Annotated in this window: 19 protein-coding genes; 7 read left to right on the top strand and 12 right to left on the bottom strand. The window is 41.1% G+C overall.

The genetic code is table 11. The features are described 5' to 3' along the window. Nucleotides 1-25: 25 nt before the first annotated feature. The 4 genes from HEQ19_12905 to gyrA form a co-directional block, all read right to left on the bottom strand. Entirely contained in the window at nt 26-361 is a 336-nt protein-coding gene (locus HEQ19_12905) for an SMR family transporter (protein ID WYM00285.1), read from the bottom strand. Between the two features lie 241 nt (nt 362-602). Next, nucleotides 603-1583, bottom strand: a complete 981-nt coding sequence (locus tag HEQ19_12900) for a decaprenyl-phosphate phosphoribosyltransferase (GenBank protein WYM00284.1) — start codon at nt 1581-1583, stop codon at nt 603-605. A 386-nt stretch (nt 1584-1969) separates the two neighbouring features. Further along, a complete protein-coding gene (lnt, locus tag HEQ19_12895) occupies nt 1970-3535 on the bottom strand; it encodes an apolipoprotein N-acyltransferase (GenBank protein ID WYM03385.2) in 1566 nt (521 codons plus the stop codon). Nucleotides 3536-3762: 227 nt separating this feature from the next. After that, entirely contained in the window at nt 3763-6351 is a 2589-nt protein-coding gene (gyrA, locus tag HEQ19_12890; protein ID WYM00283.1) for a DNA topoisomerase (ATP-hydrolyzing) subunit A, read from the bottom strand. Between the two features lie 429 nt (nt 6352-6780). Here gyrA and HEQ19_12885 point away from each other — a divergent pair, with 429 nt between their 5' ends. Further along, nucleotides 6781-7701 (top strand): histone deacetylase, encoded by a 921-nt coding sequence (locus HEQ19_12885; protein ID WYM00282.1) that lies wholly within the window; start codon nt 6781-6783, stop codon nt 7699-7701. A 160-nt stretch (nt 7702-7861) separates the two neighbouring features. On the opposite strand, the gene HEQ19_12880 is transcribed toward HEQ19_12885, so the two are convergent. Both HEQ19_12880 and HEQ19_12875 read right to left on the bottom strand, forming a co-directional pair. Beyond that, nucleotides 7862-8308 (bottom strand): tellurite resistance TerB family protein, encoded by a 447-nt coding sequence (locus HEQ19_12880; GenBank protein WYM00281.1) that lies wholly within the window; start codon nt 8306-8308, stop codon nt 7862-7864. A gap of 176 nt (nt 8309-8484) precedes the next feature. Beyond that, nucleotides 8485-8622 carry a hypothetical protein gene (locus tag HEQ19_12875; protein WYM00280.1) on the bottom strand — a complete coding sequence of 46 codons (138 nt, stop codon included), beginning with the start codon at nt 8620-8622 and terminating at the stop codon, nt 8485-8487. A gap of 973 nt (nt 8623-9595) precedes the next feature. Between HEQ19_12875 and HEQ19_12870 the strand changes: the two genes are divergently transcribed. Both HEQ19_12870 and HEQ19_12865 read left to right on the top strand, forming a co-directional pair. Further along, nucleotides 9596-10123 carry an SH3 domain-containing protein gene (locus HEQ19_12870; GenBank protein ID WYM00279.1) on the top strand — a complete coding sequence of 176 codons (528 nt, stop codon included), beginning with the start codon at nt 9596-9598 and terminating at the stop codon, nt 10121-10123. 154 nt (nt 10124-10277) lie between these two features. After that, a complete protein-coding gene (locus HEQ19_12865; GenBank protein ID WYM00278.1) occupies nt 10278-11093 on the top strand; it encodes a DUF1838 domain-containing protein in 816 nt (271 codons plus the stop codon). Between the two features lie 422 nt (nt 11094-11515). Here HEQ19_12865 and HEQ19_12860 read toward each other — a convergent pair whose 3' ends face one another. The 3 genes from HEQ19_12860 to HEQ19_12850 form a co-directional block, all read right to left on the bottom strand. Next, nucleotides 11516-12058 carry a hypothetical protein gene (locus HEQ19_12860; GenBank protein WYM03384.2) on the bottom strand — a complete coding sequence of 181 codons (543 nt, stop codon included), beginning with the start codon at nt 12056-12058 and terminating at the stop codon, nt 11516-11518. A 114-nt stretch (nt 12059-12172) separates the two neighbouring features. Continuing rightward, complete coding sequence (locus tag HEQ19_12855; GenBank protein ID WYM00277.1) at nt 12173-13195, bottom strand: VOC family protein; 1023 nt, start codon at nt 13193-13195, stop codon at nt 12173-12175. 271 nt (nt 13196-13466) lie between these two features. After that, nucleotides 13467-13754, bottom strand: coding sequence for a hypothetical protein (locus HEQ19_12850; protein WYM00276.1), 288 nt, complete (start codon nt 13752-13754; stop codon nt 13467-13469). Nucleotides 13755-14408: 654 nt separating this feature from the next. Here HEQ19_12850 and HEQ19_12845 point away from each other — a divergent pair. After that, a complete protein-coding gene (locus HEQ19_12845; protein WYM00275.1) occupies nt 14409-14822 on the top strand; it encodes an META domain-containing protein in 414 nt (137 codons plus the stop codon). Between the two features lie 553 nt (nt 14823-15375). Here the strand turns inward: HEQ19_12845 and HEQ19_12840 are convergent. Continuing rightward, on the bottom strand, nt 15376-16794 hold the full coding sequence (locus HEQ19_12840) for an AAA-like domain-containing protein (GenBank protein WYM00274.1): 1419 nt from the start codon (nt 16792-16794) through the stop codon (nt 15376-15378). Between the two features lie 394 nt (nt 16795-17188). On the opposite strand from HEQ19_12840, the gene hisC reads away from it, so the two are divergent. The 3 genes from hisC to HEQ19_12825 all read left to right on the top strand — a co-directional run bounded on the left by hisC (nt 17189) and on the right by HEQ19_12825 (nt 21529). Further along, nucleotides 17189-18244 (top strand): histidinol-phosphate transaminase, encoded by a 1056-nt coding sequence (gene hisC, locus HEQ19_12835; protein ID WYM00273.1) that lies wholly within the window; start codon nt 17189-17191, stop codon nt 18242-18244. 514 nt (nt 18245-18758) lie between these two features. Further along, nucleotides 18759-20624, top strand: coding sequence for a beta-ketoacyl-ACP synthase III (locus HEQ19_12830; GenBank protein WYM00272.1), 1866 nt, complete (start codon nt 18759-18761; stop codon nt 20622-20624). Continuing rightward, complete coding sequence (locus HEQ19_12825; GenBank protein ID WYM00271.1) at nt 20624-21529, top strand: hypothetical protein; 906 nt, start codon at nt 20624-20626, stop codon at nt 21527-21529. The genes HEQ19_12830 and HEQ19_12825 overlap by 1 nt, the downstream gene beginning before the upstream one ends. 47 nt (nt 21530-21576) lie before the next feature. Here the strand turns inward: HEQ19_12825 and HEQ19_12820 are convergent, their stop codons facing one another. Both HEQ19_12820 and HEQ19_12815 read right to left on the bottom strand, forming a co-directional pair. Further along, nucleotides 21577-22137 carry an IS630 family transposase gene (locus tag HEQ19_12820; protein ID WYM00270.1) on the bottom strand — a complete coding sequence of 187 codons (561 nt, stop codon included), beginning with the start codon at nt 22135-22137 and terminating at the stop codon, nt 21577-21579. Then, on the bottom strand, nt 22098-22523 hold the full coding sequence (locus tag HEQ19_12815) for a transposase (GenBank protein ID WYM00269.1): 426 nt from the start codon (nt 22521-22523) through the stop codon (nt 22098-22100). The genes HEQ19_12820 and HEQ19_12815 overlap by 40 nt, the downstream gene beginning before the upstream one ends. Nucleotides 22524-22553: the final 30 nt, after the last annotated feature.

Here is a 22553-nt window from a genome sequence, read left to right as displayed (position 1 = left end):
CAGAATGTCAAGAACTTGCTTGATTTCAAGGTTTAGCTAAAGTTATCGCCCAAATGCCACTTAATAGTAACCCCACTCCTAACCATTGGGAAATTAAAACTTTTTCCCTTAAAATAATAGCGCCAGATATCATTGTGACTACAATCGTTAATCCTATTACTACTGGATAGGCAACAGATAAATTCAATTTCCCTAAAACTAATACGTAAAAAATCGTACTCAAGCCGTAGCTACAGATTCCTCCCAATAAATAGATATTTAAAGGATTTTGACCTGCACCTAGTTTTAGGAGAGTTTGAGCCACTGTATTTAACCCCACTGTAATTAAAATCAGTAAGCTAAAAACCAACTGGTTGCTCATGATGAATATTCACTCACTTGATAGCTGGATGTTTTTTTATAAAAAATACCAATCTATAAGACACTTTCATAGGCAATATCAATAATTGAGTAGCAGAGTGTGTAAGCAGTGTTTTGGAAGCTCAAACCCATCATCTTTTGCAGTTTAACTGGCAATAGTTTCTCAAGAGAGATTAAATAACTAATTATTGCCTAATTTTATTCAATAAATGTAACTTTATTTATTGAATATTTTTTCCAAATTATTGAATAACTGCATTATGTTTCAGCAACAATATCATAAATACCGTCAAAATCCAACTAATAACAGTTAATAAAATTGGTCTATCTGTCAACAAAACTTCTTCTGGACGTTCAGTATATTGTCCATGTCCATTATTTTCTGTTTCATCAATAATATCCTTTGGATCACTCAGCATCTGATAACGGAAAATGCCATACAACACAAAAGGAATTGTCAGCATCATCCAAGGAGTTGTCGCCCCGCGTACTATAGGACCAGCACTCCAAAGGGTATAGCTCATAAATGCACCAGTGGTGACTGTACTCTCCATTCGGATTAAAAGTGGTAACGAGTAACGTTTAAGAACGGCGCGAGTTTTTCCACCTTTGATTTCAGATAACCTTAGTTCAGCTTTACGCTTCTCAATTGCTAAAAACAGAGCCAACATCGCAGTGCATATTAAAAACCATGCAGATAGGTAAATCCCAGTTGCTGCAAAACCAGCATAGGCTCGGAGTACAAAACCTGCAGCGATCGCCACGACGTCAAAAATAGGAGTGCGCTTCAGCTTTAAGTTATAGGCAATTTGTAAGCACATATAACTGGTGAGAGCGATTCCTAAAGCAGGCGATCGCAGCCAACTGACACTCAGCGCTGTCCCCAACAGCACCACTGACATGGCGATCGCCACCGGAATACTCACCAATCCTGCAGCGATTGGGCGTTTGCATTTGGTCGGATGTTGCCGATCCGATTCTACATCCGCAATGTCATTGATCAAATAGAAGCCACTGGAAGCACAGCAGAATAAAACAAACGCTAATAAACATCCAAGAATTGATTGTAAAGTCAGATTAAAAGCAAACAAGGGAGCGGCAAAAACCACCAAGTTCTTAGTCCACTGGCGAGGCCTGAGCGCAGTTAAGTAAAAGAATCGTGTACTGCTAATTTCTTCTCTTTTAACTTCAGCTTGTTCCGGTGCGGATTTTGAACGAACCATAATTTCTAATCTGCTCCTAGGAATAGTGTAAACAATGGAACACAATTGTAGTACGTATATTTACGCCGCATGGTACTAGTGCGTAAGTACTCATTTGATTTCTCTTACAAGCTCAGTCCCTTTAGGGCTGGGTTGCTGACACTATTAATATGTCTTTAAAAAATAAAGTAGCTGATTTATGGTTAAATCAAACACCGAACTTAAGTAACTTTATCAAATACTTAATTATCTGATGAGAGAATTTTGTGCGCATAAAAGCGTATGCTTTTGCTTAAAGATATCGTGAAATTTTTGAGCAGGATTTATGAATAAATGTAAAGCAAACAGGGAATAGGAGATGGGGAGGAATACGGCGTAGGTTTTGAGCCGTGAAATAAATTTCCGGCTCAATGACCAGATTCACGAACAAAATATGACAGCAGGGTAAGTCCTAACAATAAAGGTGTTAACCAATCACCCCAACGCACGAATAAAGTTTGTGTTTGTCGGCGATATATAGTTTCTGCGTGAGTTTCGTAGGTGTTATATCCAGATATCCACAAAGTTCTACCGTGAGGATCTACAAAACCTGAATATCCCGTATTAGTCGCCCGCACTGTCCATCTATCAGTTTCAATTGCCCGCATAATATCCTGTGCATGGTGCTGGGTTGCCATAGCCGCTGTATAATGGGCATCGTTAGAAGAACTGAGGATAAATTGCCCACCAGCAGCAGCTTGACGGCGAAATTGTTCCCCAAAAGCCGATTCGTAACAAATACCAACAATTACACGTCCAAAAGGTGTGTCAACTAACTGATTAGCTGTACCTGGAACTTGGTGTGCATCCAGAGGCGATAAGCGCTGAATCAATCCACCTATAATTTCTTCAAAGGGAATATATTCTCCCAAAGGTACTAGTTTGGCTTTGTCGTAGCGGCTGACAATTTCACCTTGACTATTGATAGTAAACAAACTAATTGCATAGCTGTTTCCCCGTTCTCCAAAAGCACCAATCCAAGCAACTACGCCTTTTTTTTTCACTGCTGAGATCAAAGGAGTTCCCATTAAATCACGTTGGAAAATCGGTAAAGCACCTTCTGGCGTCAGAACTGCATCTACACCTTGATCAGCTAAAGTTATATATCCATTTGTGTAGCTGTCTACGACACGACGAAATCCCCCAGGATTCAGTAAAACTTTGTTAGGAATATTTCCCTGAATAATTCCCACTTTCACTGCTGCTGCTGCTGGTTTAGTAATGGGTTGAATATATAACAAAAAACCTATAAGATGAGAGCTAATTAATAGTCCTGTGGCGATCGCCAAATTTTGATTAACCAACCGCAGTGGCGCCCAGGTCGCTGAGGAATTCTTGGTATTTATCCACCCTTCAGCAATCAACCCATTGACCGCTACGATTAGCGCTGTAATCGTGGTCGTTCCAGAAAGTTGACCGAGGTGTAAAATTATCAGATTTTGTGGTGATTGGGTATAAGCCAGCGAACTCCACCACAAAGGACCTGCACTCCACAGTGCTTCTAAGCCACACCACAGCGCTGTACCAATTAGAATACGTAGCCCAGATTTTTGTCTGTCCAGACGCACCATACAAATCGCCCAAACCGACACGAATAGTCCGCCCCAAAGGCTAATAAATGCCCAACAAAATAGGGCGATCGCCAAACTCGGCCACCAAGGAACACCTAACCAAGTCATCGGATGTATACCAGTAATCCAAGATATGGCAACACCGTGATAACCTATACCCCAAGCTAGACCCAGCCGCAGAGGCGAAGATTGTTTTTTTTGTATAGAAGTAACAATTAAGACCCAAAGTGGAACAAGGGCAATCCAGGCTAGGAACCATGCGCCCACCGGTGCGACCGTACACCCCATCAAAATCCCACTAATAAAAGCACTAATGAGTTTTGAGTGATGAACTTTCAACTTCAAATTTTTCTGCCAATTCATCACTCCTAATTCCTAACTCCTAACTCCTAAATCTGATACCATTTCACCAAAACTCGGATACATATAGAAGCCAGTAGGGGCAAGGCATTGCCGTGCCCCTACCAACGTATTTGTATCATACTTAAAGTGAAACGGTATGACGGTGCGTTACGGCGCATCAGGTAATTTTTGGCTGAAAATTCAGCATCACTGACGCCGTAACACACCCTACAACTCCTAACTCCTAACTATTCCCCCTCTTCGACCCCTTCCCCAGTATCGGGGGGAACTATTGCTACTCCGGTAATTGCGTCATCTTCGTCTAAACGCTGTACTCTCACCCCAGTAGCCGATCGCGATTGTATGGAAATCGCATTCACCGCCTGACGAATAATAATACCGCGACTCGTGACCATCATGATTTCTTCTTCGTCGTTGTTGACAATGCGGAGGGTGGCTAATTGGTCTTTGGTTTTGCGGTTTTTGAATTTGGTAGCCATTAAACCCTGACCGGCACGATTTTGCAATCTGAATTGGCCTACTGGTACGCGCTTACCATATCCGCCCATAGTAATCACCAACACCCAAGGGCCAACGCTAACAGTGCTTGCTGCTTCGGTAGACTCTTCATTCTCGATCTCTTCTGTTTCTATTTCTTCGATTTCGGCTTCTGAGTCTGTATTTAAAGTGTCAAGAATGGCTGCGGGGAGAATATCCAGACCTACTAGTTCATCACCCTTCTTGAGTTTCATGGCTTTCACGCCCCTGGTCGCCCTTCCTAGGGGACGCAGTTGTTCCTGATTACATCGAAAGTGAATCGCCATCCCTTGACGTGAACCAATTATCACGCTATCTTCCACTCTAGCCCGTCGTACCCACCGCAGTTGGTCGCCTTCTTCTAAAGAAATGGCAATCAAGCCGTTGGCACGAATGTTACTAAAGGCTGCCAACTCAGTTTTTTTGATGTTGCCGCCTTTGGTGAGCATCACCAAATATTCTTCACTACTAAACTCGTCAACCGGGACAATGGAAGTAATTTTTTCTTCCTTGGGAATCGGCAACATTTGTACAATTGGTGTACCGCGACTGGTCCGCGAACCAATGGGAATTTGATAAGCTTTGAGACAGTAAACAACACCGCGATCGCTAAAAAATAATACACTGTCGTGATCGCAGCAAGTCAAGAAATGTTCAATGGTGTCATCATCTTTGACTTTAGCTCCGGCTTTGCCTCTGGTAGCACGGCTTTGAGCTTCAAAGGTGTTAACTGGCATCCGTTTGATGTAACCTTGTTCTGTGATCAAAATGATCGCTTTTTCATTCGCTATCAGGTCACGCTCATCGATTTCTCCTTCAGCGTGGGTAATTACTGTGCGTCGGGGTGTGGCGAAGCTAGTTTTGATTTGACTAATTTCGGTTTCAATTATTTCTAAAACTCTTTCCCGTCTTGCCAAAATATCCTGCAAATCGGCTATTTGGGTTTGCAAGTCTTCGTGTTCGGTGCGAATTTTGTCGGCTTCTAGGGCTGTTAATCGCCGCAGTTGCATCTGCAAAATTGCATCGGCTTGGACTTCCGAAAGCCCGTAGTTTGTAATTAACTCACCTTTGGCTGTGGGTGCATCAGGTGCTTGGCGAATCAAGTTAATAATTGCATCTAAATGTGCCAGGGCAATCAATAAGCCTTGTAGCAGATGGTCGCGTTCTTCAGCTTTTCGCAGTTGGTAGCGAGTGCGTCTAGCAATAGATTCAATGCGGAAATCTAGGAAGACTTCTAAAAACTGTTTGATGGCGAGAATCTGGGGTTCGCCATTCACCAACGCCAGCATATTCGCCCCAAAGTTGGCTTGCAGTGGGGTTTGCTTGTAAAGGTTGTTGAGTACGACGCGGGGATAAGCATCACGCTTGAGTTCGATAACGATTCGCATCCCATCGCGATCGCTTTCATCTCGAATATCTGCTATTCCTTCAATCCGTTTATCATTCACCAACTCGGCAATTTTTTCAATTAGGGCTGCTTTGTTGGTTTGATAAGGCAATTCGGTGATGATAATTGCTTCTCGTTCCGGGCGTCCTCGCTGTTCAATGGTTTCTATGTTAGCGACGCCACGCATGGTGATCGAACCGCGCCCGGTGGTGTATGCTTCTTTAATCGCTGCGGTTCCCAGAATTTGCGCTCCAGTGGGGAAGTCTGGCCCGTGGATATATTGCATTAACTGCAAATCGGTGATTTCGGGATTGTGAATTAGTGCTACCAACGCATCAATCAATTCACCTAAATTATGCGGTGGGATGTTAGTTGCCATCCCTACTGCAATTCCAGAGGAACCATTCAACAGCAGTTGGGGGATACGTGATGGTAAAACTGTCGGTTCTTGCTGGGAACCATCGAAGTTATCAATAAAGTCTACTGTTTCCGATTCGATGTCTTGCAGCAGCGCCGCACCAGTTAAAGCTTGCAAGCGACATTCTGTATATCGCATTGCCGCTGGTGGATCGTTGTCTACCGAACCAAAGTTCCCATGCCCGTTAATTAAGGGCGATCGCATCGAAAAATCCTGCGCCATCCGCACCAAGGCATCATACACTGCTGTATCGCCGTGGGGGTGATATTTACCCAGCACTTCCCCTACTACACGGGCGCATTTCCGAAAGGGTCTGTCATGAGTTAGCCCCAGCTCGTGCATCGCATAGAGAATGCGACGATGCACAGGTTTCAGACCATCCCTGGCATCTGGCAGCGCCCGACCCACAATTACGCTCATCGCGTATTCCAGATAAGATCGGGACATTTCATTCCGCAGATCTGTCGGGATAATCCTCTCCTGTGAGGTTGTCATAACTTAAAAAACTCCAAAAATCCTTAGTTGTAGCCTTTATAGTTGACAAAATGCAAAATTATTCCAAATTAATCTTGAATAATTGCCATATTTCTGATAAAATTCTAACATGTATTGCCTTTTTTTGCTGCGAGATTAACTAAGCCTAAAATCAGAACTTCAAAACCAAAAAATTAGAATATTGTATAAACAGATATATTGCGTAGATTTATTGTATGTTTTGGTCTATGATATGTATCATGAAAAGTTAAGTTACTTGTTAATCTAGATATTTAAGCATAAAAAGTAACAGCCAAATAATAAATAAAATTTATAAATTTTTTTTCGCAAAAATTATCATAATTTATGATGATCAGAATAATTTTTATGAAAGTGCAAAATTAAAGTTAAAATTGCATTCAGTATATTGATGCCGATATTTTTCATGCTATGCTGCCAGTCATCTATTCCGATGAGTTTCTGGATCACAGGACTGGAAACTACCATCCAGAAAAACCAGAACGCTTGACAGCCATCGTCAAAGCCCTCAAAACATCTGAATTTGCAGATAAAATTGAATGGCGATCGCCCACACCAGCATCAGCACAGCCATCACTGATGTCTTTGATTTCCCAAGCCCATACAACAGCCTACATCAACAAAGTTAAAGAAATTGCCTCTACTGGCGGCGGTTATTTGGATGGAGATACCCCAGTCTCTCCACGCAGTTATGATGTAGCATTATTGGCAGTAAGTGCCTGGTTAGATGGAGTGGATGCAGTTCTAGCACGAGAAAATCCCTCTTTTGTGCTAGCCCGTCCACCCGGACATCACGCTGAAAGTCATACCGGAATGGGCTTTTGCTTATTTTCTAATGCGGCGATCGCTGCTTTGTATGCCTTAAAACAACCCGGAATTAACCGCGTCGCCATCTTCGATTGGGATGTACATCATGGTAATGGTACTCAAGAGATCATCCAAAATCAGCCCCAAATCGCCTACTGTTCGCTACATCAGTACCCCTGCTATCCTGGAACTGGCAAGGCTTCCGAACGTGGTTTTCACGATAATGTATTAAATTTGCCTGTTCCTCCTGGTAGCGATATCACCGTATATCAGCCACTCTTAGAAAAAAAAGTATTGCCATTTTTATCTGACTTTCAGCCAGATTTACTCATCGTTAGTGCTGGTTATGACGCCAACACCGCCGATCCTTTAGCAAGTATTAATTTACTACCAGGGGATTATGGTTTGTTTACTGCTTATTGCTTACAGCTAACCCGGAAAATTATCTTTGGCTTAGAAGGCGGTTATGATTTGTTAACTCTTTCCCAATCAGTTGTCTCCACCATTACAACCTGTTTACCTTAGAAATTTTTTCAGATAAAGAGTATATTTTTATCCTGGCTCAGGTAACTGAGTTCACCTCGTCTATAGACATCCTCATGGCGAGGTATTTTGGGAGTAATCTCAGGCGCAATGCGATAACCGAGCAGTATTGGAAGTGTTCCGGCACAATTATCCCATCAGGCTATCCACGATTTTTGAGCAACATCACTTGCACAACTTGTATTCGTGTTTCAATGGAAACAGCCAAAGCTTGAGATAAATCCGCTAAAAAGTTGATTTCCTCTTCATTTACTGGATTACTAGTCAATATTAGATCTGCCGCGACCGCAAAGGCTGCTTCACGCAACTCTTGAGATAATGATTCTTTAGCTGTATTAAATAAAGTATTCACACCATCCCGTCGTAGAATGCCCAGGAATTTCTCAAAAAGCCTGTTCATTATATCTTGGGGATAATTTCTAAAAAGTTTCATCCGAGATAATATTGAGGATATATAGTATGCATCCTCCTCAGAAAGATAACCATCTGTGGCTGTGGCAACTAGGATAATAGCAGCAACAGCTTCCGCAGGACTGAGTAGTTCTTGAGATTGACTTTCTGTGCCCAATACCATATTGTGAAAACCCATTGTAGTTTGCTCCTTGATATGGGTCTCAGTAGCGGTACAGTCACCTGTGCGTTTTATTACCTTTAGGTGAGGCTGCAACGCTGTGAGACTTTCATACTTTAGTGTTCCCAGGATTTCTTCACAGCGAACACTCAACTAAATGGTATTTGGCAAGACGTAAACCGCCAGACTGTAACTTAGCGTTCTCCTGTCTTTTCAATCGTTTCTATAACTGCCAAACCTATACCAGAAGCTGCCATTAGCAGTACTGCTGATATTAAAAAGGCGTTGGCAAGCATCCGGAGGGCATCATCAAAGAAAATGTAGGTGGTCATTGCTTCACCTTCTGAACTCTATGCTGCTAGTATGTTTTATTTCTCCACACCCTGATTGGTGTATTCCGCCAATAAATTGCTAGCACTTGCATCTTAACAAAACTTTAGCTCTTTAGTACCAACACTCTATGTTTTTCTTTCTAAAGATTGAATGAATTTTTTCGGTTTTTTGTTAAAGACAATACAAAGAACAATAATACCTGAGTTTGTGGCAAAGATTCACCAATGCCCGTTCGCGGAGCGTCCCGTAGGGAAGGCTAACGCAACATTTCCCAGGCTTTGTTGGGTTTGCGGTGAGCCTGAACCCAACCTACCATTTGCCCAAACCTAAGCAGTATTGGGACTGGAGGGATATGGGGAGGGGGGTTGGTTGAGGGTTAAGAACTGTTCGGTAATTTCTACCCATAACTAGACATAACTTTCGGAACGTCCATATTTTACGCATAAACTCTGAATATACAAAAATATTGTATTTTTTTTACCAAAAAAACTGGGTCTAGAGCCGCCGTCCTTCTAGGACGGCTTTTTGGTAAAATAGTGGCAACAGGCAGGGCATTGTCTGTCGGGCTAGGTGATGTAAGACGGGCTATGCCTGCTATTGCTGTTTGAATCCAGAATCCCTGAACTTTCAGATCAGGGAGTATGTCAAATACTATTGATATAGTTTTAAGTCCTCTTATAGAGGACTTAAGCTATGAGACAGGGACTTGCAGTCCCTGGCGGCTCTGCTCACATAGCGAAAATCTAGAAATACTTAGTGATTAAACTCGTGTATGAGCAGAGTGCTGCAAGATATGAGGTAACTAATTAGACGAACCTGATATCATTAGTTATGGTTCCCAGGACACCTTGCGAAAATGCGATCGCCACCCCATTTCCAAGTTAACCCTAAATTGTTCAGCTAGTATATTGAGAAGAAGACCCTAGCCTTAACGCTGGAGTCGAATCACTGCCGTAATCAGGACAAAAAACAGTGAAAAATCAAGCTTCAAAATTAATAACGGGATTAGCACTCATATCTACAAGTGTAATCATAAATACTGGCATAGCTAATGAAATTGTCTTAGCCAAATCAAAAAATCCACAAAAGTGTGATATCTCTGCCTATGTTATAGACCAAAATTCCCAAGGTTTAAATGTGCAAAGTGGTGCAAGTAGCAAGAGTAGAATTTTAGGGAATGTCCCAGTCAATGAAACTGTTAAGATAGTTGCTGCTTTAGGAAATTGGGTACAGATTACCAATGCTAGTAACGGTTTTAAAGGAACTGGATGGGTATCTTTGCCAAAGTTAGGCATATCGACAAGGGGCTATGATACTAATGGCGTAGATATTCATATAAGTCCTAATCAACAAAGTCGAAAAGTCAGACGAATTCCCCCAGGTGAGAACGTCAAATTATTAGGCTGTCAAGGAAACTGGTCTCTGGTAGAATATCAAGGTATTAAAGGTTGGTTGGCAAGAGAGGATCAATGTGGTGCAGCTCTGACTAGTTGTTCTTAAAACCCCATCCCTCCATTTTTCTCGATTTCAGACTACGCTTTTTTTAGCTAGATCAGCAGAAGCCTCACACCCACTCGAATGGGTGTGAGATGAATGCGCCGGTACCGCTTGCGGAAGTGTAGGAGATGTCACTTAGTTAATTAAGAAACACAATATGCTTGGTCAAACTCAAGAATTAGAAGCCCAGCACTGGGTGAAAACCCGTTCTTCCCTCGATCCTAGCGAATCTACATTCCTTGTCTGGAAAGGTAAAATTTACACATTTATTCCCGGCGAAAAGAAACAACTCCTATTTAAGATCGTGGGTATGAGTGTGAGTAGATGTCTTCCCACCGCAGAGGGTAGCTGGGAATTTACCTCCAGGGAACTGACTTATTACCTCGACCCGCAGACAGAAGAAATTGTGCGAAAATGGAAGAATCCTTGGACTGGGGAGACGTTAACCGTGATGCACGTCGCAAATAATCCCGTACAGGGTCATTTTCAGGGTAAATTTCCCGCCCAAGTCGAGGGTGACAGCACAACCTTTGTATTTGATATCTTTCCCACTTATCCTAATCCTCTGGTAGATGATCCGAAATTTGTCGAATACAGCCCACAACCAATTTATCAGGCTGCGGAATTATTTAAGCTCACTGTCCCCACCGCAGATTTATTTAACTCAGAACTGCTTTCAGTTTCCCAACTCAAACTCTGTTGGGATAGAATTGGTCAATGGCTACCTTGGATGAAAATGGGCGATCGCCCCGGTTCTCTCATCTATAGTGCGATCGGCAGCAAAGTCAGTGGTTTTTCGGATTTACCACCACTCCTGCAAGATGAAATTAATACCCGCCTTCCTTTATATAAACAAGCGCCAACATCATTCCTGGAAGGAGAAGATATGACATCGTGGCTTTCCTTCCAACAGCACTTTGATGCTTATTTAGCAGGCGTTATCTTCCCTATTCCTGCGCCAGAAGAACTATAAACAGAAAAGGTCTACTGATAACAGCTAAAACTTCCGCATATTCCTACTAACGCGGTCCAAACCTTGAGAAAATACGGTGCTTTCATCATCCTCGGGGTGCAAGGTGTTAATATCATGTCTGAGCAGAAAATTGTCGTAGGGGCACGGCACGAATAAAATTGTCATTAGAAGAAAAAATTTTGGATGCCGTGCCCCTACAGTGTATATCATTCGAGCCTAACTGAAGTGTATTGAGCCATAATACGCGGAACCCCTAAGCGCATTTGAAGCCCGCAAGCGCTTAGGGGTTGGGGGTTGGGTGTTTTATTATGGGTAATTGACCGGACATAATATAATTTATCCTCGCGGGCGCAAGGTGTTGATTTATCCTCGCGGGCGCAAAGCCTTGCGCCCCTACTGGATTGTTGTTAATTGGAAGTTGCTTAATTTCGCTTAACTGCGACGATTTCAAACTCCATAGAAGCAATCATACGGTCATCAATATACACCGCTATCTTATGCTTACCAACCGGATCGCCAGGAGTGATAGTCCAAAAATTCTGAATCAGACCATGTGTAGTCTTAACTGTGCGTTTGGTGACTGCTTCTTGGCCATTTGCAGATATTGATAACTCTTGTCCGCTATCTATACCCCAGGTATCAGGACGATTTGGTAATTGTAGAACTTCTCGCCATGTCACTTCACCTTTGTAATTTTGAAGTTTAATCCGCCATCCGTATTTGCTTCCCTCCTCAAATGGTACTTTATCAGTAGGGATAAAAACAACTTTACCCTGGGCGTCAACATTCTGTATTCCAAACTCAGCTTTAGTAACAATAATCGGTTTAGTATTGCTGGGTTTTGAAGATGCTATAGCATTTTTTTTGAAAGCAGAAGTAGCATTGCTTGGGTTTAAAGTTATCACTCCAGATATCAAGCAAGAAGCAGTTAACACAACTGTAGCAGCCCAAATTCTCAATAACATAATTTTGTGGCGAGATATTTCGTATTTATTCAACTATTCGGAGCTATTCTCCGGGTTAAGGCGAAATATTCTGGCTAGAAACTGTTTTCAAAATCCCCAATCCCCAATCCCCAATCACGCTTCTAATAAAGTCCAGAAATAGTTATCGGGGGAAATGAAGGAAAAACTGTTCTCACCAAACTCATTGAGAATGGTGTTGGTAATTTTTTGCACCGAACTGGCGCGAATGCGATCGCAATAGGTCTCGATTCCGCGCACACGATAGGTGTATAATGATATCCCTAAGCTACCAGGTTGGGCTGCCTCAAATCGCGATTCTAATTTGATAGAATCTGGGAATCTGACAAGATAAAGTCTGCCACTACGAGCAGCAGTGAAGTCAGTCTGGGAGGAACGCGGATCATCAAAGGCGGTAACAATAAACTTTTCACCAGGATTGAGGTCAAAAATATCTCTACCAGCTGGTGAAGATTCATAGCTAGTTTCGACATCATCACGCACACGCAGTAAACCCAAAACATCCTCATAAAATTTCAGGGTTTCTTTGCTATCATCTTGAACAATTAAGCCCATGTGGGTAAATTGGCTAGTTTTAAAAGCAGCGCGATCGCTAATTTGTCCATAATAAGGTAATGTATAACCAAAGCGTTGAAATAACACCTGTCGCGCTAAGGGTTGCAATAATAACATTTCTCGCACCCCAATGGACTCATCAATAAAAGGACGGCTTTTTCTCTCTTTGTTGTAGATGACTTCCCAATAAGGCTGGGTATATCTGATATCCCAACCTGCAGCTTTTGCATCTTCTATATGATTGAGGATAGTTAATAAATCAGCAGTTAAGGATGTAGCCCAGCGATTTCCCTTAACTTTCATTGACGCCGTTCCTAACCCTGGATTTGTTGGGTTTTCCCAAATCATCAACCGAATCAAGCCATGATCTGCATTTTGATGATCAAGGCGAATCGAACGTAAAGATGAATTTACCCCATATAATTCATTAGCTGCGACTGCAGATAATTCACCCACTTGACCAATCCGATAACCAAATTGCTCCCAATATTGAATGGCGGAAATTGGTTCGGAGATACCAATACAGACCTCATAGATACCTTCAATAGCAGGTTGATGAGTCATATGTAGTGCTGAGTTATGAAGTGTTTGGCAAAATCCTATACTTTTTTGATACGTTAGAGTATTTTTTGTTGGGAAAATTCAAATTCACACAAATTACGAAAGTTGTCCTCTGATACCAATTCCAAAAATCTTTGCAACACATCGATAATCTGTGGGAGCGCAACGCCTTGCGCCCCTACACAATCTATCTGTCGCATTCTTCTTGCAAAAGCGCAACTACAAGCTAAATGACCAATGACGACCAAAGCCAGTACGGTTTATTCACACTGGTCTACTTAAACTCTATTTCTGAAGGTAGAGGATTTTCTCCAGAATTGGGAATTGTGAAAGCAACAGCCTCAGTAGATTGGGTGGGTAACTCCAACTGAGTTTGTGTAGTTGACCCTTCCAGAGTTGCATTAGTAAAGTAAGAACCAATAATTTTATCGTAATTGGAAGCAATCGCTAAAAATGCTCCAGCCAAAATATAAATGGGTAATGGAAAAGTAAACTTTTGCAACCACTCAAAAAATTCTGCTAAGGCGAATAATACCACAATACAAGCCAGCCAGACCCTCATTTTTATATCCCCCGTATTTGAATAACTCTACTATAGAAGGAAACCTGACTTTTTACTCTTATCTGGAAAACCTCGTTTCCATTCCTCTCCCCTAGAAGGTTTAACCCCTCATCGCCTGGAAAAATCAGGGTTTTTGGCGTCGAATGATTATCTTTTGGGGCGCAAGATTATCTTTTGGGGTGCAAGATTATCTTTTGAGGCGCAAAATTATCTTTTGGGGCGCAAGATAATCTTTTGGGGCGCAAGATAATCTTTTGGAGCGCAAGATTATCTTTTGGGGCGCAAGATAATCTTTCGGGGCGCAAGGCCTTGCGCCCCTACAAAGCTTACTGGAGGGTCTTTAAATCTATAGGAATCATATTTGATTTTTGAACATATTTGCGTAGATAGGCAATACTTAACATTTGTTTGCGCCTAGCTAATTATTGATATCCATGTTACTAAATACCTGAATTATGATTTGCATCTAGCTAATTATTGATATCCATATTACTAAATACCTGAATTATGATTTGCGCCTACCTAATTATTGATATCCATGTTACTAAATACCTGAATTTACCTGAATTTGAAAAGTCCTGAACTTACCTGAACTTTTAATTGAAAAAATGAAATATATTCTAAATGTACCAACGTAAATGTTCGGTGAAATTTATGACTCAAGGTTTCGCAAGAATTACTCATTCTTTTGTTAAGTCCGCTTTCTGTTTATTGTTAGCGTTTGGTTGTCTGCTTGGCTTTAGTGGTAACGCTTTTGCCGCATCAGATATTGATGGTTCATGGGTTCTTAATGGACGTCCAACACCAGTAAGTCTACAGGTTGTAGCTATATTTGACAACGGTAAACTTTTCGGTCGTGGATACTGCAATCAGTACTCCGCTAGCTACAAAACATTTGTCCCCAATAAGATCAGGATTGTAAACTTCAGTTCTACCAAATTGCCTTGCGATGTCAGTGAATCCCAGTATTTTGATGCACTACAAACAGCACAATTCTATGAGGTAAGTGGTGTTTCATTATCGATATTCAATAGAACGCCGAATAGTCCTTTAAGCTTCCGCAGATAAGCTTCCGCAGACCGTAAACCAACTAATTAGCGAACTAGTGTTTTACTCATTGGGTAAATAGGTAAAAATCGCTAATATTCACCAAATAAGTGCGCTCGCCAGCCTGAGTCATATCGGCTCCGGCGAGCGCTTTTACAGCAGCGCGAATCTAGTTGTGGGTGGAGTTTTTTATTTGAGTCTTAAGAGGTTGTTTTAAAAGTTATTGGCGGTATCTTCGCACTCATTGATCCCCCCTAACCCCCGTTCAATCAGTGAACAGTCAATAGTTATCAGTTATCAAAACTTTTAACTGATCAGCACTTACTTACGTGTCACATTTAAAGAATGGTGCGTGACGCCACAAGTCTTGTGACTGCGTACAATATTTATCACTGCGTCACGCACCCTACGATTATTAATGTGCCCGGGGAGTAGGTCTTACTGATAACTGTTAAAAAGGGGCGAACGGGAATCAAAGTCCCCCTTTTTAAGGGGAGCCAGCGCGATCTTGGGGTCTCCCCAAGTGGAGCGACTGGCGTGGATTTAGGGGGAGCTAAAAGTATTTGATACATCATTAAGTATTTTTCAAACATCCTCTAATCAGCTCGCTAAAATAACTACGATACAATTGACAATGCGGCTCAACTTCATTAAGCGTAAGCTTCACCAACCCCATACTCTGCAACTTATAAGCTGATATTATTTCCAATCGCACTGGTTTAATAGAAGTAATAACTGTTTGAAATGCTGCTATTAGTTCTGGTTGTTGTTGCAAACTCAACCAGTATCTTCTTAAATGATGGCGATAAATTCCCGCATCTGTTTGAGCTTCTGCTAAAAATTGGTTAAGGCTAACATCGGGATAATTTTTCAGATAAAAAAATGCCTGCTGCAATAGATAAGGATGACCACCGACCAATTGCATTAATGGGTCTACCAAACATGCATCTCCAGTTAATCCATATTGTTCTGCAAGTAGCTGAACTTCATATCTAGTTAATTCTGGCAAATCTATGGCTAATCCCATATTAAAAGGCGAGTAATTAATATTCAGGCGAATATAAACGTCCGTGGTGTGGGCGATAGCTAATCGCAGCTTTTTCCAGTTTTGCAGGCTTCTAGCTTTTTCATACCAAGAGCGCAATAATCCAAAAAAGTCTTCGCAAACTTCAGGATAAGGAAAAAGCGCCTCTATATCATCTATGTATATAATTAGGGGGCTATCAGCTTGCGTCAATAGATATTCTTCTAAGTAAGTTGTGCAACTTACTTTAGCACCCATACCTTCTTCATCCCAATAGTCATCTAACAGATTAGGTAAGCCAAGTTCTCGGCTAAGATTAAAGCAGAACCAACGCAACAATTTATTTGGATTGCTGAGATGAGTTTTACGATCTGCCATCTCCAAACTTAAATTAACTATACGATAGCCGTGGTTTGCCATTTTAACCAATACTCGCTCCATCAGAGAGGTTTTACCCATTAATTGCGGTGCTTTAATCCGCATCAGGGAACCAGGTTGCAATAGGGTTTCATAGCAAAGCAATTCTAGACCATAGCGATCCACATAAAATTCTGGAGCCGCAAAATTTTGTGGAGATAGAACTAAATACGGAAAAGGTGTAGCCTTTCTCAGGTTACTGTTATGCTGTAGGCTGTTAACAGTTATTAATTCTAGGCTTGGTAAGTAATATTCATTTGTAAATTGCTTTTCTAAATTTTGCTTTTCCCCATATCGTTGCAAGGCTTGCTTGAAATTATTTTTTTTTACTTTTTCTCCTAAAGCATCTGTCAGCATTTTCCAAAGCTTGGGCGCAACATCTTTACTGATATAATTGGTTGTATACTTGTATTTTACAGCAATTTCGTCATATTCTTCTCGTTCCCATGCTCCTTGTATTATAATAATTTCAACATTAGTTAAGCCTCTATGGAACCTTCTAAAAACTGCTTGATTAGCAAGTTTAATTGCCTGCTCTGAGTTTAAAACCATAATGCGCTAGAGTGAAAATTGATCTAAATTGATATTATTTATTTGACTTGTTTGCACCCCGCCGTTACTTGTGGCTGGGCTTTCACTTATCCACAGGTAATAAGCTAATCGCCAAGCCAAAAAGCTCGTTGTTCGTAACAGCCACCTGACAACTCAGTAAGTTAAGATGAATTAACAGAACATGGTTTCATGGTTATACTACGGCTTAAGCGTTTTACTACTAGTGCAAACACTTTAAGTTTTATTAAGGTTGAAGTACTTATAAACCAATAGAATCACAGTATAACAATCTATCTCTGTAATTAAATGCTGTTTTATACTTCTGTCTAAAGAAAAATATGTGCAACTTCTTAACCCAACAAAGTCCAAGTCTGATACAAAACAAAACTACGCAATGACTAACTATTTCCGCGCTAACGTTGATGCAATGGCTAGCTATGTCCCCGGTGAACAGCCTCAACGTGGTACACAAATCATCAAACTTAACAGCAACGAAAACCCTTATCCCCCGTCCCCCTCAGCGTTGGCTGTGCTACACAATATTGATGGCGAATGGTTGCGCCGATATCCAGAACCCTTCGGGGGGGAGTTCCGACAAGCTGCTAGCAAAGTCTTAGGAGTTCCTAGTGATTGGATTATTGTTGGTAATGGTAGCGATGAAGTGTTAAATTTGGTAATTCGAGCTTGTGCAGAACCGGGACGACAGGTGGTTTATCCCATGCCAACATATGTTTTGTATCGCACGTTATGTGATGCGCAAGCTGCGGAATTCACGGAGATTCCCTACGGAGAAGATTACAGATTACCCATTAAAGAACTGGTTGCAACTAATGGTTATGTCACATTTATTGCATCGCCCAATAGTCCATCAGGGCATATCGTACCAATTGATGACCTGCGGAAATTAGCGGGACAGTTGTCTGGGGTTTTAGTGATTGATGAAGCCTACACAGACTTTGCTGAAGAAAATGCATTGGCTTTAGTCACCGAATTTGAGAATATAATTATAATTCGGACGCTTTCTAAGGGTTACTCCTTAGCAGGATTGCGCTTGGGGTTTGGGGTAGCAAATCCCAAATTACTGCAAGGATTGTTTAAAGTCAAAGATAGCTATAATATAGATGCGATCGCCTCTGCTGTGGCAACAGCTGCTATTACAGACCAAGCTTATAAAAATGCCACTGCTGCAAAAATTAAAGCATCGCGGACTCAGCTAGCAAAAGACTTGAAGCAATTAGGTTTTAGGATTTGGGATTCCCAAACCAACTTTTTGTTAGTACAGCCTCCACAAGAAAACGCCGAATATCTCTATCAAAAACTCAAAGAACAGAAAATTTTAATCCGCTATTTCCAGCAGCCCGGATTGTATAATAAACTACGTATCACTGTTGGTACAGATGAGCAAAATCAAGCCTTAGTCGCAGCGCTGATTGATATCATGTTCGGATAAATACTTGTCATTGCCAGCGTTGGATTCTCTACGAGCGCTGAAGGCTACGCAACATTATTGAAAATCTTCTCTTCTTAGGCAACGCCTACGCAACAAGACCGCGCTTTTTCGACGGTTCACGTTTAAAGTAGGTTTCATTCCACGGCTAATTCTTTTTTCTGTTAAGAGTTCCCTGTTCCCTAATTGTAAATTGTTATTTTAGCATAACAAGTACTGAAGAACCATTATTTCATTGAAGTAAAGTAGCGATCGCAAAACTCAACCGCATCCTCTCAAATGTGATATTGCAGACAATATTTAGGATAGATTGAATTGCAGTTTACTTGCGGAATGTAGGTTGTAAATGTTAAATTTGTTAAATCCAATACCAGTTCTAAGTAATTCTGTATACATAAACCGAACTATATTATATTAAGAAAGGTATACTCCAAACCTTTACCTTACCAATAATGAGCGATATAATTTATTAGTTATATAAATGACCATTTTATATTCTTAAATAAGTAATTTTTTTATGCAAAGTGCTTATATCAACAGCATTGGTAAATTTTTGCCTGGTGAACCGATTAGTAATGAGCAGATGGAAGATTACCTAGGCAAAATTGGTGGACGCCCCTCCAAAGTTAGACATCGTATCCTCCAAAGCAATGGCATTAAACAACGCTACTATGCCCTAGATCAACAGCAAAACACTACCTATCTCAATAGCCAGATGGCAGCAGCAGCTGTCCGTGATACCCTATCACGGGTGAATTTAGAATCCACGGCTGTTGATTTACTAGCTTGTAGTACCAGTTGGTCTGATTTATTGATACCTGGATTTGCCAGTATGGTACATGGCGAATTACCAGAGTTACCCCCTCTAGAAATTATTTCTACCCAGGGTGTCTGTTGTGCGGGCGTGGCGGCGTTAAACTATGCAGCATCTCAAGTACAACTAGGGAAGAAACAGGTTGCAGTTGCGGTTGCTTCCGAATTAGCATCTCGTCTATTTAAACACACTCAATTTGAAGCTGAATCGAGATGGAAAAATGGAGAAAAAATACCTTTTGATACAGAATTTTTGCGCTGGATGCTTTCGGATGGTGCTGGTTCGTTATTAATTCAAAATCAACCGAGAACGGATGGTATTAGCTTAAAAATTGAATGGATTGAATTGGTTTCCCATGCTAACGCCTATCCCCTGTGTATGTATGCTGGCACATCAGATGAAACTGGTCAAAAAAGTTGGATGGATTATCCATCATATGCTGATGCAAGTGCCGCTGGAGCCATCAATTTGCGGCAAAATATTCGGCGACTAGATGATGTAATTAAATTGGGAGTATCAGGTTGGTTAAAGTTGATTGCAGCGGGGAGAGTTAACCCAAAAGAAATTGACTGGCTTTTGTGTCACTACTCCTCTCACTTTTTCCGAGGTAAAATCGTTGATTTGTTGGAAAAAGCTGATTGCATGATTCCGGAAGAAAAGTGGTTTACTAATCTCTATAGCCGAGGCAATACAGGCTGTGCTTCAATTTACTTGATGCTGGAAGAGTTATTTCATTCTGGTAAGTTGATTGCAGGTCAAAAAATTTTCTGTTTTGTACCAGAAAGTGGACGGTTCACTACAGCTTACATCATGCTCAGTGTGGTAGAAGCATCAACTGTCAAAGCAACTAACTCAGAAAATATTCCTACAGCATCTATTGGTTTTCCGCTTAACAGCATCCAAGCCGAACAACCAAACTCTGTAGCAGCTGATTTACTGCGAGAATTGGCGCTAGTCTGGCTGGAATTTGAGCGCCATCTGCGTTCTGTACCGATTATCCGCAAACTGCATCGGGGGGAATTTACCCTTGAAGATTACAAGGCTTTGTTGAGAAATCTCCGGCCTCAAGTTGTGGAGGGAGCGCGTTGGATTGCTCGTGCTGCATCGAATATGATAGATTTTCGGTTGCGTTCCACCTTCATTGGTCATGCACAGGATGAGCATCGCGACTATCAGATGCTAGAACGCAACTATGTCTCAGTTGGGGGCGCGTTAGCAGAAATTGTTGAGGCGCAAAAGAATATTGGCTCGGAAGCGCTGTCAGCATTTATTTTCCATCAGGCGTCACGGGAAAACCCAATAGACCTAATCGGTAGTATATTTATTATTGAAGGTTTGGGAAATCAACTGGCTTTACAGTGGGCGTCCTTAATTAAACAAACTTTGCATTTGCTCCCGGAGCAAGTTTCCTTTTTGGCTTATCACGGTGCTAATGATGAGTCCCATATTGCCAAACTAGAGTCGATTATTAACGCTGACTGGATGAATGCGGAAATTGCCCAGAAAATTGTGAAAACAGCGAAAGTAACTGCTCGTTTGTACCAATTACAGTTAGAGGAAATTCAGTAATGCAACGTGAAGAAGCAACAACCCAGGAATCTCAACCCACAAAACCTTGGAAACCACAACCGCACAATCGACGCGATCCTAATGCTTGGGATGCCATTTACTTGGATTGGTCTATTCCTGTTGATCCAATAGCAAAAGCATACATGATTCGGGATTTACAGAGTTGGACTCGCAACTATTTGTTAATTCCCATTAAGCTGTTGGCAAATGTATTGTTGGCATTGATTATGACTGCCAAACGGCTGCTACCATTTCAGTTTCATGCTTACACTTTAATGCACAAATCAGCAGCATTTTTTCTCAAGCATTTTGTCTCGCCCGAAGCTTGTTATTTGATTGTGCGTCATATATGTCTTGGCTCTAATATTATCAATTTTTTGATTGATAATGGTGCTGATACAACAATAGAAAAATCCCAACTATATCCCCGAACAATTGATGATTTAGGTGAAAAAAATGCATTTTTAGAGCATGACCTGATTCTTTATAACTTTGTCATAGACTATCATCAGGCATTGGCAGCAAATCCCCAATACGTGGAACAAGTGAAAGAAAGGGGACTAAATTATGACAGTATTGTACCTGTAAAGGTGGATATAGATTTTGAAAAACGCCCACCTTGGAAGATTCTCGATTTGGAATCAGCGATTGAGCTATTTAAAGTATTTTATTCCCTATGTTTGACCAGTGATGAATTTTTTCGAGCAGTGTTATCCTTACAATTTGATGAAAATTTTGCCATCTATATCAGTACAATTATTAATGATTATAACTGGAATCATGTGGTGACAAATCGCCATCCTTTAGCCCCAAATAGCCCTTTTCACGCTGCTCGCGATTTGATGTTGCATGGCATTATCACAGAATATCTTCACCGCTATCTGGAAATTCGCCGTTCCTTATAGCGGTTATCAGTTGGATGCAATACAAAATTATACAGCACTTTCCTGAATCATGAAGTACAGTAGCAGCAGTTAGCAAACCAATTTCGCAGATGCATAGGATTGATTAGATTTAAAGCAATTGCAATCAATACATCTACCATTTGAGTAGTTTTTGGAGAAAATGTTTTGATAAAAGCTTTAAGCTGTGACCACCAATGTTCAATGGGATTAAAATCTGGTGAATAAGAAGATAGATTGATGACACTGGCACCAACAGATTCAATTATGGGCGTAATTTCATCGATCTTATGGGCAAATAGGTTATCCATTATGACAACTGCACCTTTCCATAATTGAGGCACTAACAACTTTTCTATAAACACGCGAAAAGCATTACTATCCATTGAACCATCTAGTGTCATCACAGCCAATACTTTATCCATACTGATTGCGCCGATAATAGTGACTTTTTTACCTCGATAAAATGGTTTTACATCATATACTCTACTTCCTTTTTCACTACGAGCTTTTGGACGCATTAACCCAAGCAGTAAGCCTGCTTCATCCAAAAAAACCAGATTTTTCGGCTCTATATCTCTGACTTTCTCTCTGTATTCACACCTGAGCAATTGAACTCTATCGGTAGCTGCCTGACTGCTGCGAACCGTTTTTTTTTACGAGTTAGATTTAATTTTTGCAATTCTCTACACATCATGCTGGAACTCACTAGTTGCCCCTCAGTTAAGAGCCAATATTCACAATATTCAGAGAGAGTTGCATCTGGATACTTTTTTACCAATGCAACAAGTTGAGCCGCAGAATCTGCTAATACCGCTTTTTTTCTTGTCCCTTGCTTACCAGGATTAACATGTCCTTTCTCTTTATACTGTCTCAACATTTTTTGTACAAAAGCTTTACCAACACCAAAGTTTACAGCTAACTTTCTAACTGAAATATTTCCTAACTGATAAGCATTGACTATTTTTTCTCTCAGATCGACGGAATATGGTTTCATAATAATAATTTATCTATCTTACATATTGTA

The sequence above is a fragment of the Gloeotrichia echinulata CP02 genome, from assembly GCA_038087035.1.
Taxonomy (GTDB): Bacteria; Cyanobacteriota; Cyanobacteriia; order Cyanobacteriales; family Nostocaceae; genus Gloeotrichia; species Gloeotrichia echinulata.
Note: the sequence above shows the minus strand (reverse complement) of the source record. Positions and strands in the feature narration are given on the sequence as shown.